Source organism: Pseudomonas sp. TH49 (assembly GCF_016650625.1).
Classification (GTDB): domain Bacteria; phylum Pseudomonadota; class Gammaproteobacteria; order Pseudomonadales; family Pseudomonadaceae; genus Aquipseudomonas; species Aquipseudomonas fluorescens_H.
In genome coordinates this window covers 3,549,816-3,567,185 of the sequence record NZ_JAEKFL010000001.1, presented here as the reverse complement: position 1 = coordinate 3,567,185, position 17,370 = coordinate 3,549,816, and the positions used below count along the sequence as shown (strand labels likewise).

Sequence of the window (17,370 nt, the reverse complement as noted above, 5' to 3'; positions counted from 1 at the left end):
CCTTCTACACTTGCGATTGATATGGCTTACACGCGCCTGACGTAATGGCGGCGGGTGGCGGCCGCCTGTCAGCCCTTTCGGTTTCGGTCGTGGGCAACGACCTGCAGACCCAGGAATCCGCTGTAGGACACAGTTTGAAATAGTCACTCGGTTGAATCACCCGGTGCCGCACCTTATATACCCCGCAGTACGCTACATCTTTAGCTTGAGGAGATTTCTACAACCATGATGCGCATCCTGCTGTTTTTGGCCACTAACCTGGCGGTCGTGCTGATAGCCAGCATCACCCTGAGCCTGTTCGGCTTCAACGGGTTCATGGCGGCCAACGGGGTTGATCTCAACCTCAGTCAGCTGCTGGTTTTCTGTGCGGTCTTTGGTTTCGCCGGTTCGCTGTTCTCGCTGTTCATCTCCAAGTGGATGGCGAAGATGAGTACCAGCACCCAGATCATCACCCAGCCACGCACCCGGCATGAGCAATGGCTGCTGCAAACCGTCGAGCAACTGTCCCGCGAAGCCGGGATCAAGATGCCCGAAGTCGGTATTTTCCCGGCCTACGAGGCCAACGCGTTCGCCACCGGCTGGAACAAGAACGACGCGCTGGTCGCGGTCAGCCAAGGCCTGCTCGAGCGCTTTTCGCCGGATGAAGTGAAAGCCGTGCTGGCCCACGAAATCGGTCACGTGGCCAACGGTGACATGGTCACCCTGGCGCTGATCCAGGGCGTGGTGAACACCTTCGTGATGTTCTTCGCCCGGATCATCGGCAATTTCGTCGACAAGGTGATCTTCAAGAACGAAGAAGGCCAGGGCATTGCCTACTACGTGGCAACGATCTTCGCCGAACTGGTTCTGGGCATCCTCGCCAGCGCCATCGTCATGTGGTTCTCGCGCAAGCGCGAATTCCGTGCCGACGAAGCCGGCGCACGTCTGGCGGGCACCAACGCAATGATCGGCGCACTGCAACGTCTGCGTGCCGAGCAGGGCCTGCCGGTGCACATGCCGGACACCCTGAATGCCTTTGGCATCAACGGTGGCATCAAACAGGGCTTTGCCCGCATGTTCATGAGCCACCCGCCGCTGGAAGAACGTATCGACGCGTTGCGTCGTCGCGGTTGATCGGTTTGACGCAGTAACGAAAAGGCCCGCAGTGATGCGGGCCTTTTTTGTACTCGGGATTATGGATTGCCTGTTCTGGCCTCTTCGGGAGCAAGCCCCCTCCCACAGTGGTTTTTGGTGTATTCGAGATTGTTAGAACACTGACGATCCCTGTGGGAGCTGGCTTGCCAGCGATGAGGCCAGCCCGGCCAATAAAAACCTATCGGCCAGAAACCCGATACACCCGCTCCTCCAACCGCGTCACTCCCGCCTGCAGAAACTTCCAGCTCTCCCCCAGCACATCCTGCTCTTCCAGCATCCGCACCTGCCAGTCACCACCCAGCAAGCGCTGCACCTCATCATCGGCTACTGCAAACGGTGGCCCGGACATTTGCGCCTGATCGTAATCCAGTGTGATCAATAACCCTTGCACGCCCGGCGGCAGGATCTGCTGCAGGTGCGCTGCATAGCGCTCACGCATGGGGGGCGGCAAGGCGATCAGCGCTGCCCGGTCGTACAACGCAGCACAGTCCGCTACATCGTCTGCCGTCAGCGCAAAGAAATCACCGCACCACAGCTCGATGGAGTCCGCGCGATAGACCTTGAACGGCCCTTTGTCGCTGACCTGCGGCGTTACCTGATGCTCGCTGAAAAAGTCCTCGATGGCCTTCTGCGACAACTCGACCCCGAGCACCTGATGGCCGCGCCCTGCCAGCCACAGCAGATCCAGGCTTTTGCCGCACAACGGCACCAGCACCCGCGCGCGGGCCGGGATAGCCAGCGGCGGCCAGTGACGCTGCAGATACGGGTTCACCTCAGGCAGATGAAAGCCGATCTGATTGGATTCCCACTTCTTGTGCCAAAACTCAGGCTGCATGCATCACCCCAAAAAAATCGATCAAAAGGCGTTAAAACTTATATTAGATTTAGATCAATGAACTGACTGAAGATGGGCCATCTTACCGCTCAGGAACCTCTCCATGTTTCCCAGCCTGTTTATCTCCCACGGCTCGCCCATGCTGGCCCTGGAACCCGGTGCCAGTGGCCCGGCTCTGGCGCGTCTGGCGGCCGAACTGCCCCGCCCCAAAGCCATCGTCATCGTTTCTGCGCACTGGGAAAGTCAGGAACTGCTGGTCAGCAGTAATCCGCAACCAGAGACCTGGCACGACTTCGGCGGCTTTCCCCGTGCCCTGTTTGAAGTGCAATATCCGGCACCGGGGGATCCGCAACTGGCGGCCGAAGTTGCCCAATTGCTGAACGCTGCCCATCTGCCGGCACGCCTTGATCCGCAACGACCGTTCGATCATGGCGTGTGGGTGCCGCTGTCGCTGATGTACCCGCAGGCGGATATCCCGGTGGTACAGGTGTCGCTGCCGAGCCGCAGCGGCCCGGCGCTGCAAACCCGTGTCGGACGCGCGTTGGCAAGCCTGCGCGATCAGGGCATTTTGCTGATCGGCTCCGGCAGCATCACCCACAACCTGCGCGAACTGGACTGGCATGCCGGACCGGAAAGCGTCGACCCATGGGCACGGGACTTCCGTGACTGGATGATCGACAAGCTGGCGGCGAACGATGAGGCGGCGCTGCACGATTACCGTCAGCAGGCACCGAACGCCGTACGCAGCCATCCGAGCGATGAGCATTTGCTGCCGTTGTATTTCGCACGCGGTGCGGGGGACGAGTTCAGCGTGGCGCACAGGGGATTCACGATGGGTGCGTTAGGCATGGATATCTATCGCTTCGGATAAACGCAGAATCAAAAGATCGCAGCCTTCGGCAGCTCCTACAGTGGGGAATGAGTACACCCTGTGTAGGAGCTGTCGCAGGCTGCGATCTTTTGATCTTCGATCTTTGCTCTTTCAGACAGGCAAAAAAAATCCCCGAACCAGTCGGGGATTTTTTATGTTCGATCAATCAGCCCGAGGGCGGATCAATCTTCGCGGTAGCGACGCAGTTTCAGCTGCTTGCCAGCGACGCGAGTGTCCTTCAGTTTGGTCAGGAGTTTGTCCAGACCATCTTCCGGCAGCTCGACGAGGCTGAAGCTGTCACGCACCTGGATGCGACCGATCGCTTCGCGGGCCAGACCACCTTCATTGAGGATGGCGCCCAGCAGGTTCTTGGCGGCGATACCGTCACGCGCACCCAGCGCGGTACGGCAACGGGCACGACCTTCGCCCAAAGGCATTGGCGCACGACGCTCGCGGTCACCACGATCAGGACGATCACCGGAACGCTCAGGACGGTCGCCACGCGGTGCGTTGTTCGGCACCAGTGGACGTTCCTTCTCGATCGCGGCCAGGTTCAGCGCTTGACCGTTGGTAGCCTTGCGCAGCAGGGCTGCAGCCAGGGCACGCGGGGTGCAACCGATGTCAGCGGTCAGGCGATCCAGCAGATCACCGTGAGTCGATTCGGCATCAGCGACCAGCGGCGACAGGCTGTTGGTCAGTTTCTTGATGCGTGCATCGAGAACAGCCTGAGCGTCCGGCAGACGCACTTCGGCAACCTTCTGACCGGTTACACGCTCGATCACTTGCAGCATGCGGCGCTCACGTGGAGTCACCAGCAGCAGCGCACGACCTTCGCGACCAGCACGGCCGGTACGGCCGATACGGTGCACGTAGGATTCCGGATCGTACGGCATGTCCACGTTGAATACGTGGGTGATGCGCGGAACGTCCAGACCACGGGCAGCTACGTCGGTCGCGACAACGATGTCCAGACGGCCATCTTTCAGCGAGTCGATGACGCGCTCACGCTGGTTCTGGGCGATGTCACCGTTCAGCGCAGCGGCTTTGTAGCCTTTGGCGTCGAGGGCACTGGCCAGATCCAGGGTCGCTTGCTTGGTGCGCACGAACATGATCAACGCGTCGAAGTCTTCCACTTCCAGCAAGCTGAGAACGGCAGAGGTCTTCTGGTCAGCGTGAACCAACAGGTGAGCCTGTTCGATCGCGGTAACGGTTTGGGTCTTGGTCTGGATCTTGACGTGTTGCGGATCGCGCAGATGGCGTTCGGCAATGGCGCGGATCGACTGCGGCAGGGTAGCCGAGAACAAAACGGTCTGACGGGTCGATGGCAGCGCCTTGAAGATGACTTCCAGGTCATCCATGAAGCCCAGTTTCAACATTTCGTCAGCTTCGTCGAGAACCAGGTGGTTCACGGTCGACAGGACTTTCTCGTCGCGACGCAAGTGGTCACACAGACGACCCGGAGTAGCGACAACAATCTGTGCGCCATTACGGATAGCCTTGAGTTGCGGGCCCATCGGTGCGCCGCCGTAAACGGCGACAACGGTGACGCCAGGCATTTGCTTGGCGTAGGTTTCAAAAGCGGTTGCTACTTGCAGCGCCAACTCTCGGGTTGGCGCCAGGATCAGGGCTTGCGGTTCGCGCTTGGCAGGATCGATGCGGTGCAGAATAGGCAGTGCGAACGCGGCGGTTTTACCGGTACCGGTTTGCGCCTGGCCAATCATGTCCTGGCCGGCCATGATGATCGGGATCGATTGCTGCTGAATCGCCGAAGGCTCTTCGTAGCCGGTCGCTGCGACGGCTGCAAGAATATTCGGGTTAAGATTAAAAGCGGCGAATCCGCCGGTTTCCTGGGTCATGGGTCTGCCTCTAAGTGCATCCGCAAAGACCCATGCTCCAAAGCTGCGCATGCCGTGTTGAGACTCAAGAGTCGCCCTGGCAGCTTTGTCGGCGGGGATTTGCGAAAACGAATGAATGAAAAAAAGAATCGTCCGGGAAGAGCCCGCAATGCGGACGTGCAGCCGAAGCTGACTTCGGGAAATTGCGCTACCTAAACGCGGCCCGGTTAAAGGCCGGCGCGCACTATACCGGATTTTGCCCGAAAAGGGAGCTTTTTTTATCGTCTGAATCGGTGTGTCACCGCTGTGTAACGGGGTTTTGCGGATAATCGTGCGAAGGTCTATTTTTCAAAGGCCCGGCCCTGCGGGCGATGACGCTTAAACGATTCACCGATGTGCGGCATACCGTCGCTGCACCCGCCCTTCCCGCCCGAGGATCTCCCCATGAACCAGCCCTGCCCCGGCCGCGTCAGCCGTGAACGTCGTGGTCATGTCCACTTGATCGGCCTCGACCGAGCCGCCAAGCGCAACGCGTTCGACCTCGATCTGCTCAATGCCCTGAGCCTGGCCTACGGTGAGTTCGAGGCAGACAGCGAGGCGCGGGTGGCCGTGGTGTTCGGGCACGGCGAGCACTTTACCGCCGGCCTGGACCTGCTCAACGCCAGCGCCGCCCTCGCCGAAGGCTGGCAAGTTCCGACCGGCGGTTGCGACCCCTGGGGTGTTTTCGTCGGACCGCGAGTGAGCAAACCGGTGATTGTTGCCGCGCAGGGTTACTGCCTGACCATCGGCATCGAGTTGATGCTGGCTGCCGATATCAACCTGTGTGCGAGCAATACGCGCTTTGCGCAAATGGAAGTGCAGCGTGGGATTTTTCCCTTTGGTGGCGCGACGTTACGTTTTCATCAGGTGGCGGGCTGGGGCAACGCGATGCGTTGGTTGCTGACCGGTGATGAGTTCGATGCGCATGATGCGTTGCGTTTGGGCTTGGTGCAGGAAGTGATGGCCAGCGAGGATTTGCTGCCACGGGCGATCGAACTGGCCGAACGGATTGCTCGCCAGGCACCGTTGGGGGTGCAGGCGACACTGATGTCGGCGCGCCAGGCGCGGTATGAAGGTGAGACAGCGGCGGCGCAGGGGTTGCCGGCGCTGGTGAAGAAGTTGCTGGGGAGTGAGGATGCCAAGGAGGGGATCAGGTCGCTGGTGGAGCGGCGGCCGGGCATCTTCAAAGGGGTCTGAGAAATCTGGTGCTCTTCAGGCCCTCTTCGCGAGCAAGCCCGCTCCCACATTTGGAATGCATTTCAAGTGTGGGAGCGGGCTTGCTCGCGAAGGGGCCATCAATGACAACTCAAGTCGCCGGGCGAATCGCCTTGATCAACGATTGCAACGAATACCCCAACCGCGGCGCCAGCGCTTCGGCCCGGGCGGTCAGCGCCTGCAGGTCCAGCTCCTGATCGAGATCCGCCGGCACAATCAGAATTACGTTGCCCTCCTTCACCGGCAATTCCCAGTAATGCCGGTGATAGAGCCCGCGCAGCAATGCGGCGCCCAACGGTTTGCCATCATCGGTGGCCCATTGGTTGATCACCAGCCAGCCGCCCGGATTCAGACGCTTCTGACAGTCGCCGAGGAAACTCCAGGCCAGATGCCCGACACCCGGCCCCACGTCGGTGTAGAGGTCGACAAAGATCAGATCCGCAGGCTCGGCCGTCGGCAGCAATTCCAGCGCATCGCCGACCCGGATGTACAAGCGCGGATCGTCATCCAGCCCCAGATACTCGATGGCCAGGCGCGGCACGTCCGGCCGCAGTTCGATGGCTTCGACGTCTTCCAGCGGCAGGAACTTGAGGCAGGCCTGGGTCAGCGTGCCGGCACCGAGGCCGAGAAACAGTGCGCTCTCCGGTTGCTCATGACACAGCGCGCCAATCAGCATCGCCCGGGTGTAGTCGTATTCGAGCCAGCTCGGATCGGCGGTGAACACGCAGCTCTGTTCGATGGCATCGCCGAATTCCAGAAAGCGGTAATCGGCCACTTCCAGCACGCGAATCACGCCGAACTCATCCTGTACCTCGGCGAGCAACAGCTCGACGCGCTCCTCAGTCATTTCGTCTCCTGATGGTCACCGGGCGCGGTGACGCGATGACGCCGCTCAGGCGCCGTGGCAAAGCGGCGATTGTCGACGAGGCGCGGGAGCAGGTCACGCACTAATTGCTGCTACCATGGGCATCCCGAGCGTAGAACCGAATTAGAGACTGTGATGAGCCAACCCTGGAGCCCTGACAGCTGGCGCGCCCTGCCGATCCAGCAACAACCCCAATACCCCGACGCCGCGCACCTGCGCCAGGTCGAGCAGACCCTGGCCAGCTATCCGCCGCTGGTGTTTGCCGGTGAAGCACGCGAGCTGCGCCGACAGTTTGCCGAGGTGACTCAGGGCCGGGCGTTCCTGTTGCAGGGCGGCGATTGCGCGGAAAGCTTTGCCGAGTTCTCGGCGGCGAAGATTCGCGACACGTTCAAAGTATTGCTGCAGATGGCGATCGTCATGACCTTCGCCGCCGGTTGCCCGGTGGTCAAGGTCGGGCGCATGGCCGGTCAATTCGCCAAGCCGCGCTCGGCCAACGACGAAACCATCGACGGCGTGACCCTGCCCGCCTACCGTGGCGACATCGTCAACGGCATCGGTTTCGACGAGAAGAGCCGGGTGCCGGATCCGGAGCGCCTGCTGCAGTCCTATCACCAGTCCACCGCCACCCTGAACCTGCTGCGCGCTTTCGCCCAAGGCGGCTTTGCCGACCTGCATCAGGTGCACAAGTGGAACCTGGATTTCATCGCCAACTCGGCGCTGGCCGAAAAATACAGCCACCTCGCCGACCGCATCGATGAAACCCTGGCGTTCATGCGCGCCTGCGGCATGGACAGCTCGCCGCAACTGCGCGAAACCAGTTTCTTCACCGCCCACGAAGCGCTGCTGCTGAATTACGAAGAAGCCTTCGTACGTCGCGACAGCCTGACCAACGATTACTACGATTGCTCGGCGCACATGCTGTGGATCGGCGACCGCACCCGTCAGCTTGACGGCGCCCACGTCGAATTCCTGCGCGGGGTGAACAACCCGATCGGCGTCAAAGTCGGCCCGAGCATGAACCCGGACGACCTGATCCGCCTGATCGACGTGCTCAATCCGGACAACGATCCGGGCCGCCTGAACCTGATCGCGCGGATGGGCGCGAACAAGGTCGGCGATCATCTCCCGGCGCTGATTCGCGCGGTGCAGCGTGAGGGCAAGCAGGTGCTGTGGAGTTCCGACCCGATGCACGGCAACACCATCAAGGCCAGCAGCGGCTACAAGACCCGCGACTTCGCACAGATACTTGGCGAGGTGAAGCAGTTCTTCCAGGTGCACGAAGCCGAAGGCAGCTACGCGGGCGGGATTCACATCGAGATGACCGGGCAGAATGTCACCGAGTGCATCGGTGGTGCGCGGCCGATCACTGAAGACGGGCTGTCGGATCGTTATCACACCCATTGCGACCCGCGGATGAACGCCGATCAGTCGCTGGAACTGGCGTTTTTGATTGCGGAAACCCTGAAGCAGGTTCGGCGTTGAATCAGTCAGGTTTCTAGCGTCTGGCAGGCCGTCTTCGCGAGCAAGCCCGCTCCCACACTGGATTTGTGAACGACGCAGAACCAATGTGGGAGCGGGCTTGCTCGCGAAGGGGCCAGCTCAGTCACTACAGATTTCAATCAATGCCACCCGCAATCGCCCTGCACTCTCGCGCTGACAATTAAGCTGCACCCGCGCAAGCCCCAGCCAATCGGCCATCTGCCGCAAATTCAGCGCCAGCGCCAACATCCCCTGATCATCCAGCCCCGGCTCTTCCTCGTGCACCGCATGCACCGCCAACCGCCCCGACGCCCGCTCGGCGCGCAGATCGACCCGCGCAGCAATCCGCTCGTTGTGCAGGAACGGCAGCACGTAATAACCGTAGACCCGTTTGTCCTGCGGCGTATAAATTTCCAGCCGATAGCGGAAATCAAACAGTCGCTCGGTACGACTGCGCTCCCAGATCAGCGAATCGAACGGCGACAACAGCGCACTGGCGATGACTTTACGCGGGACTTTCGGCTGCGGCAGACAGTAGGCGATCTGTCGCCAGCCGGCGACTTCGCAGGTCTGCAACTGCCCGTCCTCGACCAGCTCCGCCAGACGCGGTCGCGCATCGGCCGGGTTCAAACGGAAGTAATCGCGCAGATCCTTTTCCGTGCCGACGCCGAGTGCCTGGGCCGCGTGCAGCAGGAGACCACGCTGGCCCTCGGCTTCATCCGGCAACGGCTGCTGCAGAATCGGCGCAGGGATGACCCGCTCCGGCAAATCATACAAACGCTCAAAACCGCGGCGCCCGGCCACGGTCACTTCACCGGCGGCGAACAACCATTCCAGCGCATGCTTTTCCGCGCTCCAGTCCCACCACTGACCGGCCTTGTCCTCGCGGGTCGACAGGCTGCCCGCGCCCAACGCGCCCTGCGCTTCGACCGCTGCGATAACCCGACGAATCGTGTCTTGCTGCTCGCGTCCGAACTTCGCCAATTGTTGATAGATGTCCTCGCCACGTTTCGCGCGCTGCATCCGCCAACCCAGCAACGGATACATCGCCAGCGGCAGCAACGATGCTTCGTGGCCCCAGTATTCGAACAGCGTGCGACGGCGCCCCGAGCTCCAGGCGGCCTGGTCGAGCAGAGTGGATGGATATGAACCCAAACGAGAAAAAAGCGGCAAGTAGTGCGAGCGCACCACCGCGTTGACGGAGTCGATCTGCAATAGCCCCAGCCGTTCAATCAGCCGGTTGACGTGCGGCGCCTTGACGGTCAGCGGCTGGCGCCCGTTGAACCCTTGGGCAGCCAGCGCCAGACGTCGCGCCTGTTTGAGGGAAAAGGCCAGAGTCGCGGGCATGAACATCTCCTTGTCTGCTCGCAACCTACCTCAGTCAAAAGGGGTTTGTGTAGCGATACCCTCATCATTTATGCATCGGATCGTCCCAGAACGGCCGGATGGCCTCGTGTTCAACGTCAGCGCGGCTGACCCCGATGTCCTTCAACGCTTCGTCACTCAGACTGGCAAGCAGCTCACGTTCACGGTGCAATTCGTACCAGCGGCTAAACTTGTGCAGCAGATCCGAGATCAGGTGCACCGGCACTCTTTCATCACTGACATAGACTTTTTGACCTTTCATCGTGTTGCCCTCCATGTGGGATGACTAAAGTCTCGCCCCGGAGCTAAGATCAATCCAACGAATGTTTCTGATGCCATGCATCTCGGAGATTGATGAATTGTCGGCCTATCCCAGTATCGATACCGATGTCCTGCGCACCTTCGTCGCAATCGCCGACCAAGGCGGGTTCACCCGCGCTGGCGAGATGGTCAACCGCACGCAATCGGCCGTGAGCATGCAGATGAAGCGTCTGGAAGAAGACGTTCTGCAACGCCAGCTGTTCGAGCGCGATGGCCGCCAGGTACGCCTGACCGCCGAAGGCCAGGTGCTGCTCGGCTATGCGCGGCGCATCCTGAAATTGCACAGCGAAGTGTTCAACACTTTGCGCGAGCCACACATGGTCGGCACCGTGCGCATCGGTACGCCGGACGACTACGTGATGCGGTTTCTGCCGGGAATCCTGTCGCGATTCGCCCAGTTCTATCCGCTGATTCAGATCGAAGTGCATTGCGAGTCCAGCAAACAGCTGTTGCAACGCACCGATCTGGATTTGTCGATCGTCACCCGCGAGCCGGGCAACGAGATCGGCCAGTTGCTGCGCAAGGAGCGATTCGTCTGGGCCGAAGCGCAAAACTTCAGCGCCCACGAGCAGACGCCGCTGCCACTGGCGATGTTCAACAGTGATTGTTTCTGCCGCTTGTGGGCGTGCAATGCGCTGGACGCGATGGGCCGCGACTACCGCATCGCCTACAACAGCACCAGCCTGTCGGCGCTGATGGCGGTGGTGAGCGCGGGTCTGGCGATCACCGCGCAACTGGAGAGCCTGATCACCCCGGACATGCGCATTCTCGGCGCCGCCGAGGACCTGCCATTGCTGCCCGAGGCCAGCATCATGCTGATCCGCAACCTGAACAATCCGTCGCCGATCACCGAATGCCTCGCCGAGCACATCGTCGAAGGCTTCAAACTTTAAAGGCGAGCATCACCGCACACAGCACCAGAAAACCGCAGAACAGCCCGCGCAAGAGCCTTTCCGGCATCGCGTGGGCGATTTTCACGCCCCAACTGATGCTGGCCAGACCGCCGATGGCCAGCGGCAGACCGATCATCCAGTCCACTTCGTGATGCACCGCGTAGGTCACCAGCGTCACGCCGGTGCTCGGCAATGCAAGCGCCAGCGACAGGCCTTGGGCAACCACTTGCGTGGTGCCGAACAGACTGGTCAGCACGGGCGTCGCCACCACGGCCCCGCCAACGCCGAACAAGCCTCCCATGGTCCCCGACGCTGCGCCGAGCACACCCAGCCATGGCCATGAGTAACGCATCTCGGAGGTCACCGCGGTTTTTTTACCGAACATCTTCAGCAGGTTGTACGCCGAGAGCAACACAAGGAACGCGACAAAGCCGATGCGCATGGTTTGCGCATCGATGCCCACCGCCCAGATCGAGCCGATCCACGCAAAGCAGAAGCCCATGACCGCCAGCGGCAGCGCATGGCGCAGTTCGATGCGATTGCGCTGGTGATAACGCCACAGCGCCAGCATCACGTTCGGCACCACCATCACCAGCGCCGTGCCTTGGGCGATCTGTTGATCCAGGCCGAACCACACACCCAGCAGCGGAATGGCGATCAAACCACCGCCGATGCCAAATATCCCGCCCAGTGTGCCCAGGGCCGCGCCAAACAGCAGGTACAACAAAAACTCGATCACAGCGATTTCCTCATCCGTCAGGCGATTCATCCTACGCAGTACAGGCTGGCGGGGAAACGCACAGCAACGCACAATGGCTATGCCAAATTCGCACAAGCATTGAATTCTCATGAATCCCAATCAGTTGACCGATCAGCTCGGCTTATTTCTCGATGTTCTGGAAAGCGGCAGTTTTTCCGCGGTTTCCCGTCGTCATCCGCTGACGCCTTCCGCCATTGCGCGGCGCATTGATAGCCTGGAAAGCGCCGTCGGTAGCCAGTTGTTCATCCGCAGCACCCACGCTGTACGGGCAACCCCGGCCGGGTTGGCGTTTGCCGAGCGGGCGCGACGTATCGTCAGCGAACTGCAACTGGCCCGTGCCGAAGCGGTGTCGTTGAGCAGTGCGCCGGAAGGCTTGATCCGCATCGATGCCCCCGCTGCGTTCGGTCGCCGCCATCTCGCGCCGGTCATCGCCGACTTTCTGGTGCTGTACCCGGGGCTGGATGTGCAGTTGCACCTGATCGACAGCTTCATCGACATGCACGGCTCGAATCTGGGAAAAGTTGATCTGGTGCTGCGCGCCGGGCAAATGGCCGATACGCGGCTGGTCGCCACCCCGCTGGCGAGCATGGTGCGCATCGCCTGCGCCAGCCCCGACTACCTCAAACGCCGTGGCGCGCCGAGCCATCCTGCGCAGTTGAGCGAACACGACGGACTGGATTGGGAAGGCCTCGCCCCGCCCTTCGCCTGGCGCTTCGAGCTGGACGGGCAAATGCAACTGCATCGCCCCTCACGAATCCGCATGAGCGCCAACAATGCCGAAGCCCTGGTGTGCGGCGCACTGGCCGGGCTGGGCATCGCGCATTTGCCGACCTGGCTGGCCAGTGAGTACCTGCTGCGCGGAGAGTTGCTGCCGCTGTTCTGCGAGACCGGCCTGCCACAACCGGAAACCACCGGTATCTATGCGCTGCGCATGGAACAGCAAACCAACTCGCGCAGCCGTTTGCTTCTGGAATATCTCAAGACCCGTTTCAGCCCGGTGCCGCCGTGGGATCTGGCGCTACAGCGAGAGCTGGGCCGGCACTAGATTCTGGATAATTATCTGGCGCATTAAACATTCGGGCGCTAGATTCAAGCCCATCATCGAACAAGGCGTTGCCATGACCACCGAACGCGACACCCCCGACAACTGCGATCACCTGCTGCTGGATAACCAGGCCTGCTTCGCCCTGCACTCCACTTCGCTGATGATGACCAAGGTCTACAAGCCCCTGCTGCAAGCGCTGGGCCTGACCTACCCGCAGTATCTGGCGATGATGGTGCTGTGGGAAAAGGACGGTTTGACCGTGGGCGAAATCAGCACACGGTTGCTGACCGATCCAGGCTCGCTGACGCCGTTGCTCAAGCGTCTGGAAGGCGAAGGTCTGCTCAGTCGAACCCGCAGCCGTGAAGACGAACGGGTGGTGATCGTCGAACTGACCGCGCAGGGCCGCGCTCTTCGTGAGCAAGCCAAAAGTGTTCCGCAGTGCATCCTCGGCGCCAGTGGTTTTACCGTCGAGCGCCTGCAAAATTTGCAAGCGGAACTGCAAGTGCTGCGCAGTCATCTGCAAGACAGCCTGACCGGATAACAGCGCTGCCCCCCTTGTAGGAGTGAGCCTGCTCGCGATAGCGGTGGTTCAGTCAGCTTGCGTATTGCCTGTCCCACCGCTATCGCGAGCAGGCTCACTCCTACAAAGGATCGGTTCACCAGGAAAATATTCTTCAGCCCCCGCCGCCCCCCACATCCGCTCTAAATCTTCACTTTCAAGCTGATCGACAGTGCCTTTAAAGGACCGAGATTCAGCTTTCTCAAAAATTATCTTGCGCGCTAAACATTAGCGAGCTACATTCACCTCGCACTTACTTAGCGCGCAAACAATTAGCGCAAATAAAAAAACTCGACGAGGCTCACACCATGCAAACTCTCTACACCGCAATCGCAACCTCCACCGGCGGCCGTGATGGTCGTGCGATCTCCAGCGACAACATCCTCGACGTCAAACTCGCTACCCCGAAAGAACTCGGCGGTGCTGGTGGTGCAGCGACCAACCCTGAGCAACTGTTCGCTGCCGGCTATTCGGCCTGCTTCATCGGCGCACTGAAATTCGTTGCCAGCCAGACCAAACGCAAAATCCCCGACGACGCCTCGATCACCGCCCACGTCGGTATCGGCCAGATCCCTGGCGGTTTCGGTCTCGATATCGATCTGCACATCAGCCTGCCAGGCCTGGAGCAAGCGGATGCACAGAGCCTGGTCGAAGCGGCGCACCAGGTCTGCCCGTACTCCAACGCCACTCGCGGCAATGTTGAAGTGCGTCTGCACACCACCGTTTGAGAACAACACCAAACCACTGTGGGAGCGGGCTTGCTCGCGAACAGGCCCGATCAGACAACCTGTTCGTTGAATGACACACCGAATTCGCGAGCAAGCCCGCTCCCACAGGGTTCAGCGGTAAACGTGAAATCGCAGGCACAAAAAAGCCCGACTCAATGGTCGTAATGCTGTTCACTTAAGTGGAGCAGCCTTACGATCCACAGGAAACCGGGTCTTTGAAATTTTCACCGTCCTAGGTCTTGAAGGCCTTGGGCGGTGATCCAGAAACAATCCTCCAATACCTGCCCTCAACTCTGATAGCCGCCTCCCTGTCGCTGAAATCGGATTGGCTGCTGCCATTACGATCAGTTGGACCGCGATGTACTGACAGGCTGGTTTGAAGCGGATGTCCGAAGGGAGGCGACCCAATGCAACTGCCGCTTGACTGGCTTCCCGACGAACCACGTTGTAAGCCAGCAACAGTCCCCAGACTTCCTGATAGATCAAGTCGACTTTTTTGCTACGCAAGGTCACTGCGTTCTGCTGCATTGAGCTTTTGATGTCTCTGAAGCCTAACTCGATTTCCCAGCGTTCCTGATAAAGCCGGGCAACGGCTTCGGTGCTGTAGGTGCTCGCCGGCAGTGACGTCATGACTGTCTTGAGTTTGCCTTGAATTTCATAGCTGACTTCGCGGGCCTCCCAATGTGTTGAGAGGGCCGGATTTCGGGCTCTGGCTTGCGGTGAGACCTTCATGCGCACCAGGCGATCATGCGGGTTGTAACGAGCCACTTCCTCACAAACCGTGCCTTTTTTGGCTGGAATCAACCAGTGCCGATGTGTACCGGCTTTATTCAGATTCGACAGTAGTTCGGCACCCCAGAACCCTTTATCGAATAACGTCACCGAGTGATCGGGAACCTGCTGCAAAAACTCGTCGGCCAAGCGCATTTCACTGCGTCGGTAAGGGCTCAATTGGGCATCCAGGATTACGTGCGAACGCACATTCATCAACGCCACCAAGCGCAGCATGGGGAACGGAGTCTGGCGCTCGGTCCGGGTGTTTCCCGACCCGAAATGATCTCGAAGTTCGGGCGTATCCGGAGTACGCAAAAGCGCACCGTCCACTGCAAACACTTGCAGGCCCTGCCAAGCATCATCGGTATAACGCTCCGCGCCCCATTGATGACCTGTCTTGCGAAATAACCATTCAACAGGATCGGCACCGAGCCGCTTACGCGCTTCGGTTACACCGCTTCGTGCTAATAGCTGGTCAGAGGCCAGCCCTTGGGCACAAATGTTCAAACGCCTGGCCACTTCGTGGACCGGCTCGTCACGAAACAGCGCCATGCCGAGTACCAGCCAAAGCACTTGATCGGCGGGCAAGCGACGTCGGCGAATGGTCGCCTGACTGGAGAGATCCAGTGCAGACGCTACCCACTCAACCGGAATATGTTGGGTAAAGGTACTCAGATCGCAGAAGTTAAAAAGATCGCCAAGGTCGAGCAGGTCTTGCTGAACAGACATAAAAAATCCGATGCCAGAGGTCTGGCATCGGATTTTCAAGTAAGCCCTGCTGAGACTCAAATGCTTAAGTGAACAGCATTAGACTCAATGGTCGGGCTTTTTCTTTCCGCGAAAAGCAGTGCTTATTTGGCACGGCCTTTGTAGGAACCGCCTTCGCGGGTATCGATCTCGATCATGTCGCCGATTTCGATGAAGTCAGCAACCGACAGCTCGGTACCGTTCTTCAGTTTGGCAGGCTTCATCACCTTGCCGGAAGTGTCACCGCGAGCGGAACCTTCGGTGTAGTCAACCTGACGCACGATGGTGGTCGGCAGTTCTACGGAAACCAGACGCTCTTCGAAGAACACGGCTTCGCAAACGTCGGTCATGCCTTCTTCAACGAAAGGCAGAACGCTTTCGATGTCTTCGGCGTTCAGTTCGTACATGGTGTAGTCAGTGGTGTCCATGAACGTGTAGGTGTCGCCGCTGATGAAGGACAGGGTCGCTTCTTTGCGGTCGAGGATCACGTCGTCCAGCTTGTCGTCCGCACCGTAAACGGTTTCGGTCTTGTAACCGGTCAGCAGGTTCTTCAGCTTGGTCTTCATGATCGCGCTGTTACGGCCCGATTTGGTGAATTCAGCTTTCTGAACCAGCCAAGGATCGTTGTCGATACGGATCACGGTACCGGGTTTGAGTTCTTTACCAGTTTTCATTGCGAATATCCGAATTTGGATGGGATTTACAAAAATCTAGGCCGCGTATCATATCCAATTTAGGTAAAACCTTACCAGCGCCGTGGCAAGATCCGCCTGCAAGCCTTGTTCCAGACACCATGCTTCGGCGTTGTCCTGCAATTGCGACCAGTGTTTACGGGCCTCCAGCCAGTGCTCGCCAATCGGTTGTCCGGCGCTCCAGGCCCGCCACAGACCGTTGATCGCCTCGGCAGCGGCCGGTGAAAGCCCTTTGGTGTAGAGCGCGAGAAAGGCGTCGAGCTTGTCGAGATGGATGTCTTCGTCCTGCTGATAGATGTGCCAGAGCATCGGTCGCCCGGCCCACTGTGCGCGGACGAACGAGTCTTCCCCGCGCACCGCGTTGAAATCGCAGCACCACAGCAACTGATCGTATTGATCCTGACGGACGAACGGCAGCACCTGCACCGTCAGCGCCTGACGCACGTTCAAATCGCCGACGGCCAGCGAATCGACTCCGAGCCAGCGCGCGACATCACCGAGAATCCGCCCCTCCGGCACCAGCAAATGGGTCGGTGTGCTATCGGCCGCCAGCACATCCAGCCAACTGGCCAGCCCGGCATTTTCGTAGGCAAACAAGGAGATCAGCTGCGAATCCGCTGCGCGATCGACACCCAGGCCTTGCAGGAATTGTCGCTGTGCAGCGGCATCCTGCTGAAAATGCCGACGACGCTCGAGCAGACCGCGTTCACGCAGCAGGCCGCCGGTCCCCGGCTGAAATCCGGGAAAGAAAAAGAATTTCTGTACCGACTTGTACTTCACCGACTGCAAGCCATGACAACCGGTTACCCAGTCTTCGGCGCTGAGGTAATCGAGGTTCATCCACAGTGGCGGCCGTTGCCGCTCGGCCATGGCGTCCATGTACGCCGGTGGCAACTGACAGGCAAATGCGGCGATCACCACATCGGCGGCTTCCGTTTGCGGCCAGTCGCTCGGCCAGTGCCGCACCTCGACGCCCTGCTGCGATTGCTGGGCAAGGTTGATGTCGATCTCGGGGCAGATACGTTCGAAGGCGCGCAGGTCATCGACCCACAGACGCACCGCCAGCGCATGCTCGGCCACCAGTTGGCGGGCAAGACGCCAGGTCACACCGATGTCGCCATAGTTGTCGACCACGGTGCAAAAAATATCCCAGCGGGTTTTCGGTACCGACATGCAAGACTCCCGTTGGCAAAAGGGCTGATTGTCCGCATAA

The 17,370-nt window shown here is 59.9% G+C and carries 17 protein-coding genes; 8 read left to right on the top strand and 9 right to left on the bottom strand.

From position 1 onward, the window contains the following. The first annotated feature begins 225 nt into the window (after window positions 1–225). Window positions 226–1,113, top strand: a complete 888-nt coding sequence (htpX, locus tag JFU48_RS16240; protein ID WP_045122567.1) for a protease HtpX — start codon at window positions 226–228, stop codon at window positions 1,111–1,113. A 199-nt stretch (window positions 1,114–1,312) separates the two neighbouring features. Here the strand turns inward: htpX and JFU48_RS16235 are convergent, their stop codons facing one another. Next, window positions 1,313–1,969, bottom strand: coding sequence for a thiopurine S-methyltransferase (locus JFU48_RS16235; RefSeq protein WP_103483825.1), 657 nt, complete (start codon window positions 1,967–1,969; stop codon window positions 1,313–1,315). 103 nt (window positions 1,970–2,072) lie between these two features. Between JFU48_RS16235 and JFU48_RS16230 the strand changes: the two genes are divergently transcribed. After that, window positions 2,073–2,840, top strand: coding sequence for a DODA-type extradiol aromatic ring-opening family dioxygenase (locus JFU48_RS16230; protein WP_201136939.1), 768 nt, complete (start codon window positions 2,073–2,075; stop codon window positions 2,838–2,840). Between the two features lie 182 nt (window positions 2,841–3,022). Here JFU48_RS16230 and JFU48_RS16225 read toward each other — a convergent pair whose 3' ends face one another. Continuing rightward, window positions 3,023–4,696: a DEAD/DEAH box helicase gene (locus tag JFU48_RS16225; RefSeq protein ID WP_201136938.1), complete on the bottom strand. Its 1,674-nt coding sequence runs from the start codon at window positions 4,694–4,696 to the stop codon at window positions 3,023–3,025. A gap of 423 nt (window positions 4,697–5,119) precedes the next feature. On the opposite strand from JFU48_RS16225, the gene JFU48_RS16220 reads away from it, so the two are divergent. Continuing rightward, the gene (locus tag JFU48_RS16220) at window positions 5,120–5,911 is read left to right on the top strand and encodes a crotonase/enoyl-CoA hydratase family protein (RefSeq protein WP_201136937.1); all 792 of its coding nucleotides are present in this window, start codon (window positions 5,120–5,122) and stop codon (window positions 5,909–5,911) included. A 109-nt stretch (window positions 5,912–6,020) separates the two neighbouring features. Here the strand turns inward: JFU48_RS16220 and JFU48_RS16215 are convergent, their stop codons facing one another. Beyond that, on the bottom strand, window positions 6,021–6,776 hold the full coding sequence (locus tag JFU48_RS16215; RefSeq protein ID WP_003226772.1) for a spermidine synthase: 756 nt from the start codon (window positions 6,774–6,776) through the stop codon (window positions 6,021–6,023). A 153-nt stretch (window positions 6,777–6,929) separates the two neighbouring features. Between JFU48_RS16215 and JFU48_RS16210 the strand changes: the two genes are divergently transcribed. Continuing rightward, complete coding sequence (locus JFU48_RS16210) at window positions 6,930–8,276, top strand: class II 3-deoxy-7-phosphoheptulonate synthase (RefSeq protein WP_003226774.1); 1,347 nt, start codon at window positions 6,930–6,932, stop codon at window positions 8,274–8,276. Between the two features lie 117 nt (window positions 8,277–8,393). Here JFU48_RS16210 and JFU48_RS16205 read toward each other — a convergent pair whose 3' ends face one another. Both JFU48_RS16205 and JFU48_RS16200 read right to left on the bottom strand, forming a co-directional pair. Beyond that, window positions 8,394–9,620: a winged helix-turn-helix domain-containing protein gene (locus tag JFU48_RS16205; RefSeq protein WP_201136936.1), complete on the bottom strand. Its 1,227-nt coding sequence runs from the start codon at window positions 9,618–9,620 to the stop codon at window positions 8,394–8,396. A gap of 64 nt (window positions 9,621–9,684) precedes the next feature. Further along, a complete protein-coding gene (locus tag JFU48_RS16200; RefSeq protein ID WP_003226778.1) occupies window positions 9,685–9,900 on the bottom strand; it encodes a DUF1127 domain-containing protein in 216 nt (71 codons plus the stop codon). 97 nt (window positions 9,901–9,997) lie between these two features. Between JFU48_RS16200 and JFU48_RS16195 the strand changes: the two genes are divergently transcribed. Next, a complete protein-coding gene (locus JFU48_RS16195; protein ID WP_025113145.1) occupies window positions 9,998–10,852 on the top strand; it encodes a LysR substrate-binding domain-containing protein in 855 nt (284 codons plus the stop codon). On the opposite strand, the gene JFU48_RS16190 is transcribed toward JFU48_RS16195, so the two are convergent. Beyond that, the gene (locus tag JFU48_RS16190; RefSeq protein ID WP_201136935.1) at window positions 10,842–11,591 is read right to left on the bottom strand and encodes a TSUP family transporter; all 750 of its coding nucleotides are present in this window, start codon (window positions 11,589–11,591) and stop codon (window positions 10,842–10,844) included. The two genes, JFU48_RS16195 and JFU48_RS16190, sit on opposite strands and share 11 nt — an antisense overlap. Before the next feature lie 109 nt (window positions 11,592–11,700). On the opposite strand from JFU48_RS16190, the gene JFU48_RS16185 reads away from it, so the two are divergent. The 3 genes from JFU48_RS16185 to JFU48_RS16175 all read left to right on the top strand — a co-directional run bounded on the left by JFU48_RS16185 (window position 11,701) and on the right by JFU48_RS16175 (window position 13,944). Then, window positions 11,701–12,657 (top strand): LysR family transcriptional regulator, encoded by a 957-nt coding sequence (locus JFU48_RS16185; RefSeq protein ID WP_201136934.1) that lies wholly within the window; start codon window positions 11,701–11,703, stop codon window positions 12,655–12,657. A gap of 73 nt (window positions 12,658–12,730) precedes the next feature. Further along, on the top strand, window positions 12,731–13,198 hold the full coding sequence (locus JFU48_RS16180) for a MarR family winged helix-turn-helix transcriptional regulator (protein WP_045122569.1): 468 nt from the start codon (window positions 12,731–12,733) through the stop codon (window positions 13,196–13,198). A 326-nt stretch (window positions 13,199–13,524) separates the two neighbouring features. Next, complete coding sequence (locus JFU48_RS16175; RefSeq protein WP_003226782.1) at window positions 13,525–13,944, top strand: organic hydroperoxide resistance protein; 420 nt, start codon at window positions 13,525–13,527, stop codon at window positions 13,942–13,944. 171 nt (window positions 13,945–14,115) lie between these two features. Here the strand turns inward: JFU48_RS16175 and JFU48_RS16170 are convergent, their stop codons facing one another. The 3 genes from JFU48_RS16170 to earP all read right to left on the bottom strand — a co-directional run bounded on the left by JFU48_RS16170 (window position 14,116) and on the right by earP (window position 17,330). Next, window positions 14,116–15,447: an IS4 family transposase gene (locus JFU48_RS16170; RefSeq protein ID WP_201136773.1), complete on the bottom strand. Its 1,332-nt coding sequence runs from the start codon at window positions 15,445–15,447 to the stop codon at window positions 14,116–14,118. A gap of 122 nt (window positions 15,448–15,569) precedes the next feature. Continuing rightward, window positions 15,570–16,139 carry an elongation factor P gene (locus JFU48_RS16165; RefSeq protein WP_003226785.1) on the bottom strand — a complete coding sequence of 190 codons (570 nt, stop codon included), beginning with the start codon at window positions 16,137–16,139 and terminating at the stop codon, window positions 15,570–15,572. Window positions 16,140–16,187: 48 nt separating this feature from the next. Further along, on the bottom strand, window positions 16,188–17,330 hold the full coding sequence (gene earP, locus JFU48_RS16160; RefSeq protein ID WP_201136933.1) for an elongation factor P maturation arginine rhamnosyltransferase EarP: 1,143 nt from the start codon (window positions 17,328–17,330) through the stop codon (window positions 16,188–16,190). Window positions 17,331–17,370: the final 40 nt, after the last annotated feature.

Coding starts and splice junctions, on each gene's coding strand:
- JFU48_RS16180 (WP_045122569.1), top strand. CDS start 12,731: ATGACCACCGAACGCGACACCCCCGACAACTGCGATCACCTGCTGCTG.
- htpX (WP_045122567.1), top strand. CDS start 226: ATGATGCGCATCCTGCTGTTTTTGGCCACTAACCTGGCGGTCGTGCTG.
- JFU48_RS16165 (WP_003226785.1), bottom strand. CDS start 16,139: ATGAAAACTGGTAAAGAACTCAAACCCGGTACCGTGATCCGTATCGAC.
- JFU48_RS16185 (WP_201136934.1), top strand. CDS start 11,701: ATGAATCCCAATCAGTTGACCGATCAGCTCGGCTTATTTCTCGATGTT.
- JFU48_RS16220 (WP_201136937.1), top strand. CDS start 5,120: ATGAACCAGCCCTGCCCCGGCCGCGTCAGCCGTGAACGTCGTGGTCAT.
- JFU48_RS16170 (WP_201136773.1), bottom strand. CDS start 15,447: ATGTCTGTTCAGCAAGACCTGCTCGACCTTGGCGATCTTTTTAACTTC.
- JFU48_RS16205 (WP_201136936.1), bottom strand. CDS start 9,620: ATGCCCGCGACTCTGGCCTTTTCCCTCAAACAGGCGCGACGTCTGGCG.
- JFU48_RS16200 (WP_003226778.1), bottom strand. CDS start 9,900: ATGAAAGGTCAAAAAGTCTATGTCAGTGATGAAAGAGTGCCGGTGCAC.
- JFU48_RS16210 (WP_003226774.1), top strand. CDS start 6,930: ATGAGCCAACCCTGGAGCCCTGACAGCTGGCGCGCCCTGCCGATCCAG.
- JFU48_RS16230 (WP_201136939.1), top strand. CDS start 2,073: ATGTTTCCCAGCCTGTTTATCTCCCACGGCTCGCCCATGCTGGCCCTG.
- JFU48_RS16175 (WP_003226782.1), top strand. CDS start 13,525: ATGCAAACTCTCTACACCGCAATCGCAACCTCCACCGGCGGCCGTGAT.
- JFU48_RS16215 (WP_003226772.1), bottom strand. CDS start 6,776: ATGACTGAGGAGCGCGTCGAGCTGTTGCTCGCCGAGGTACAGGATGAG.
- JFU48_RS16225 (WP_201136938.1), bottom strand. CDS start 4,696: ATGACCCAGGAAACCGGCGGATTCGCCGCTTTTAATCTTAACCCGAAT.
- earP (WP_201136933.1), bottom strand. CDS start 17,330: ATGTCGGTACCGAAAACCCGCTGGGATATTTTTTGCACCGTGGTCGAC.
- JFU48_RS16235 (WP_103483825.1), bottom strand. CDS start 1,969: ATGCAGCCTGAGTTTTGGCACAAGAAGTGGGAATCCAATCAGATCGGC.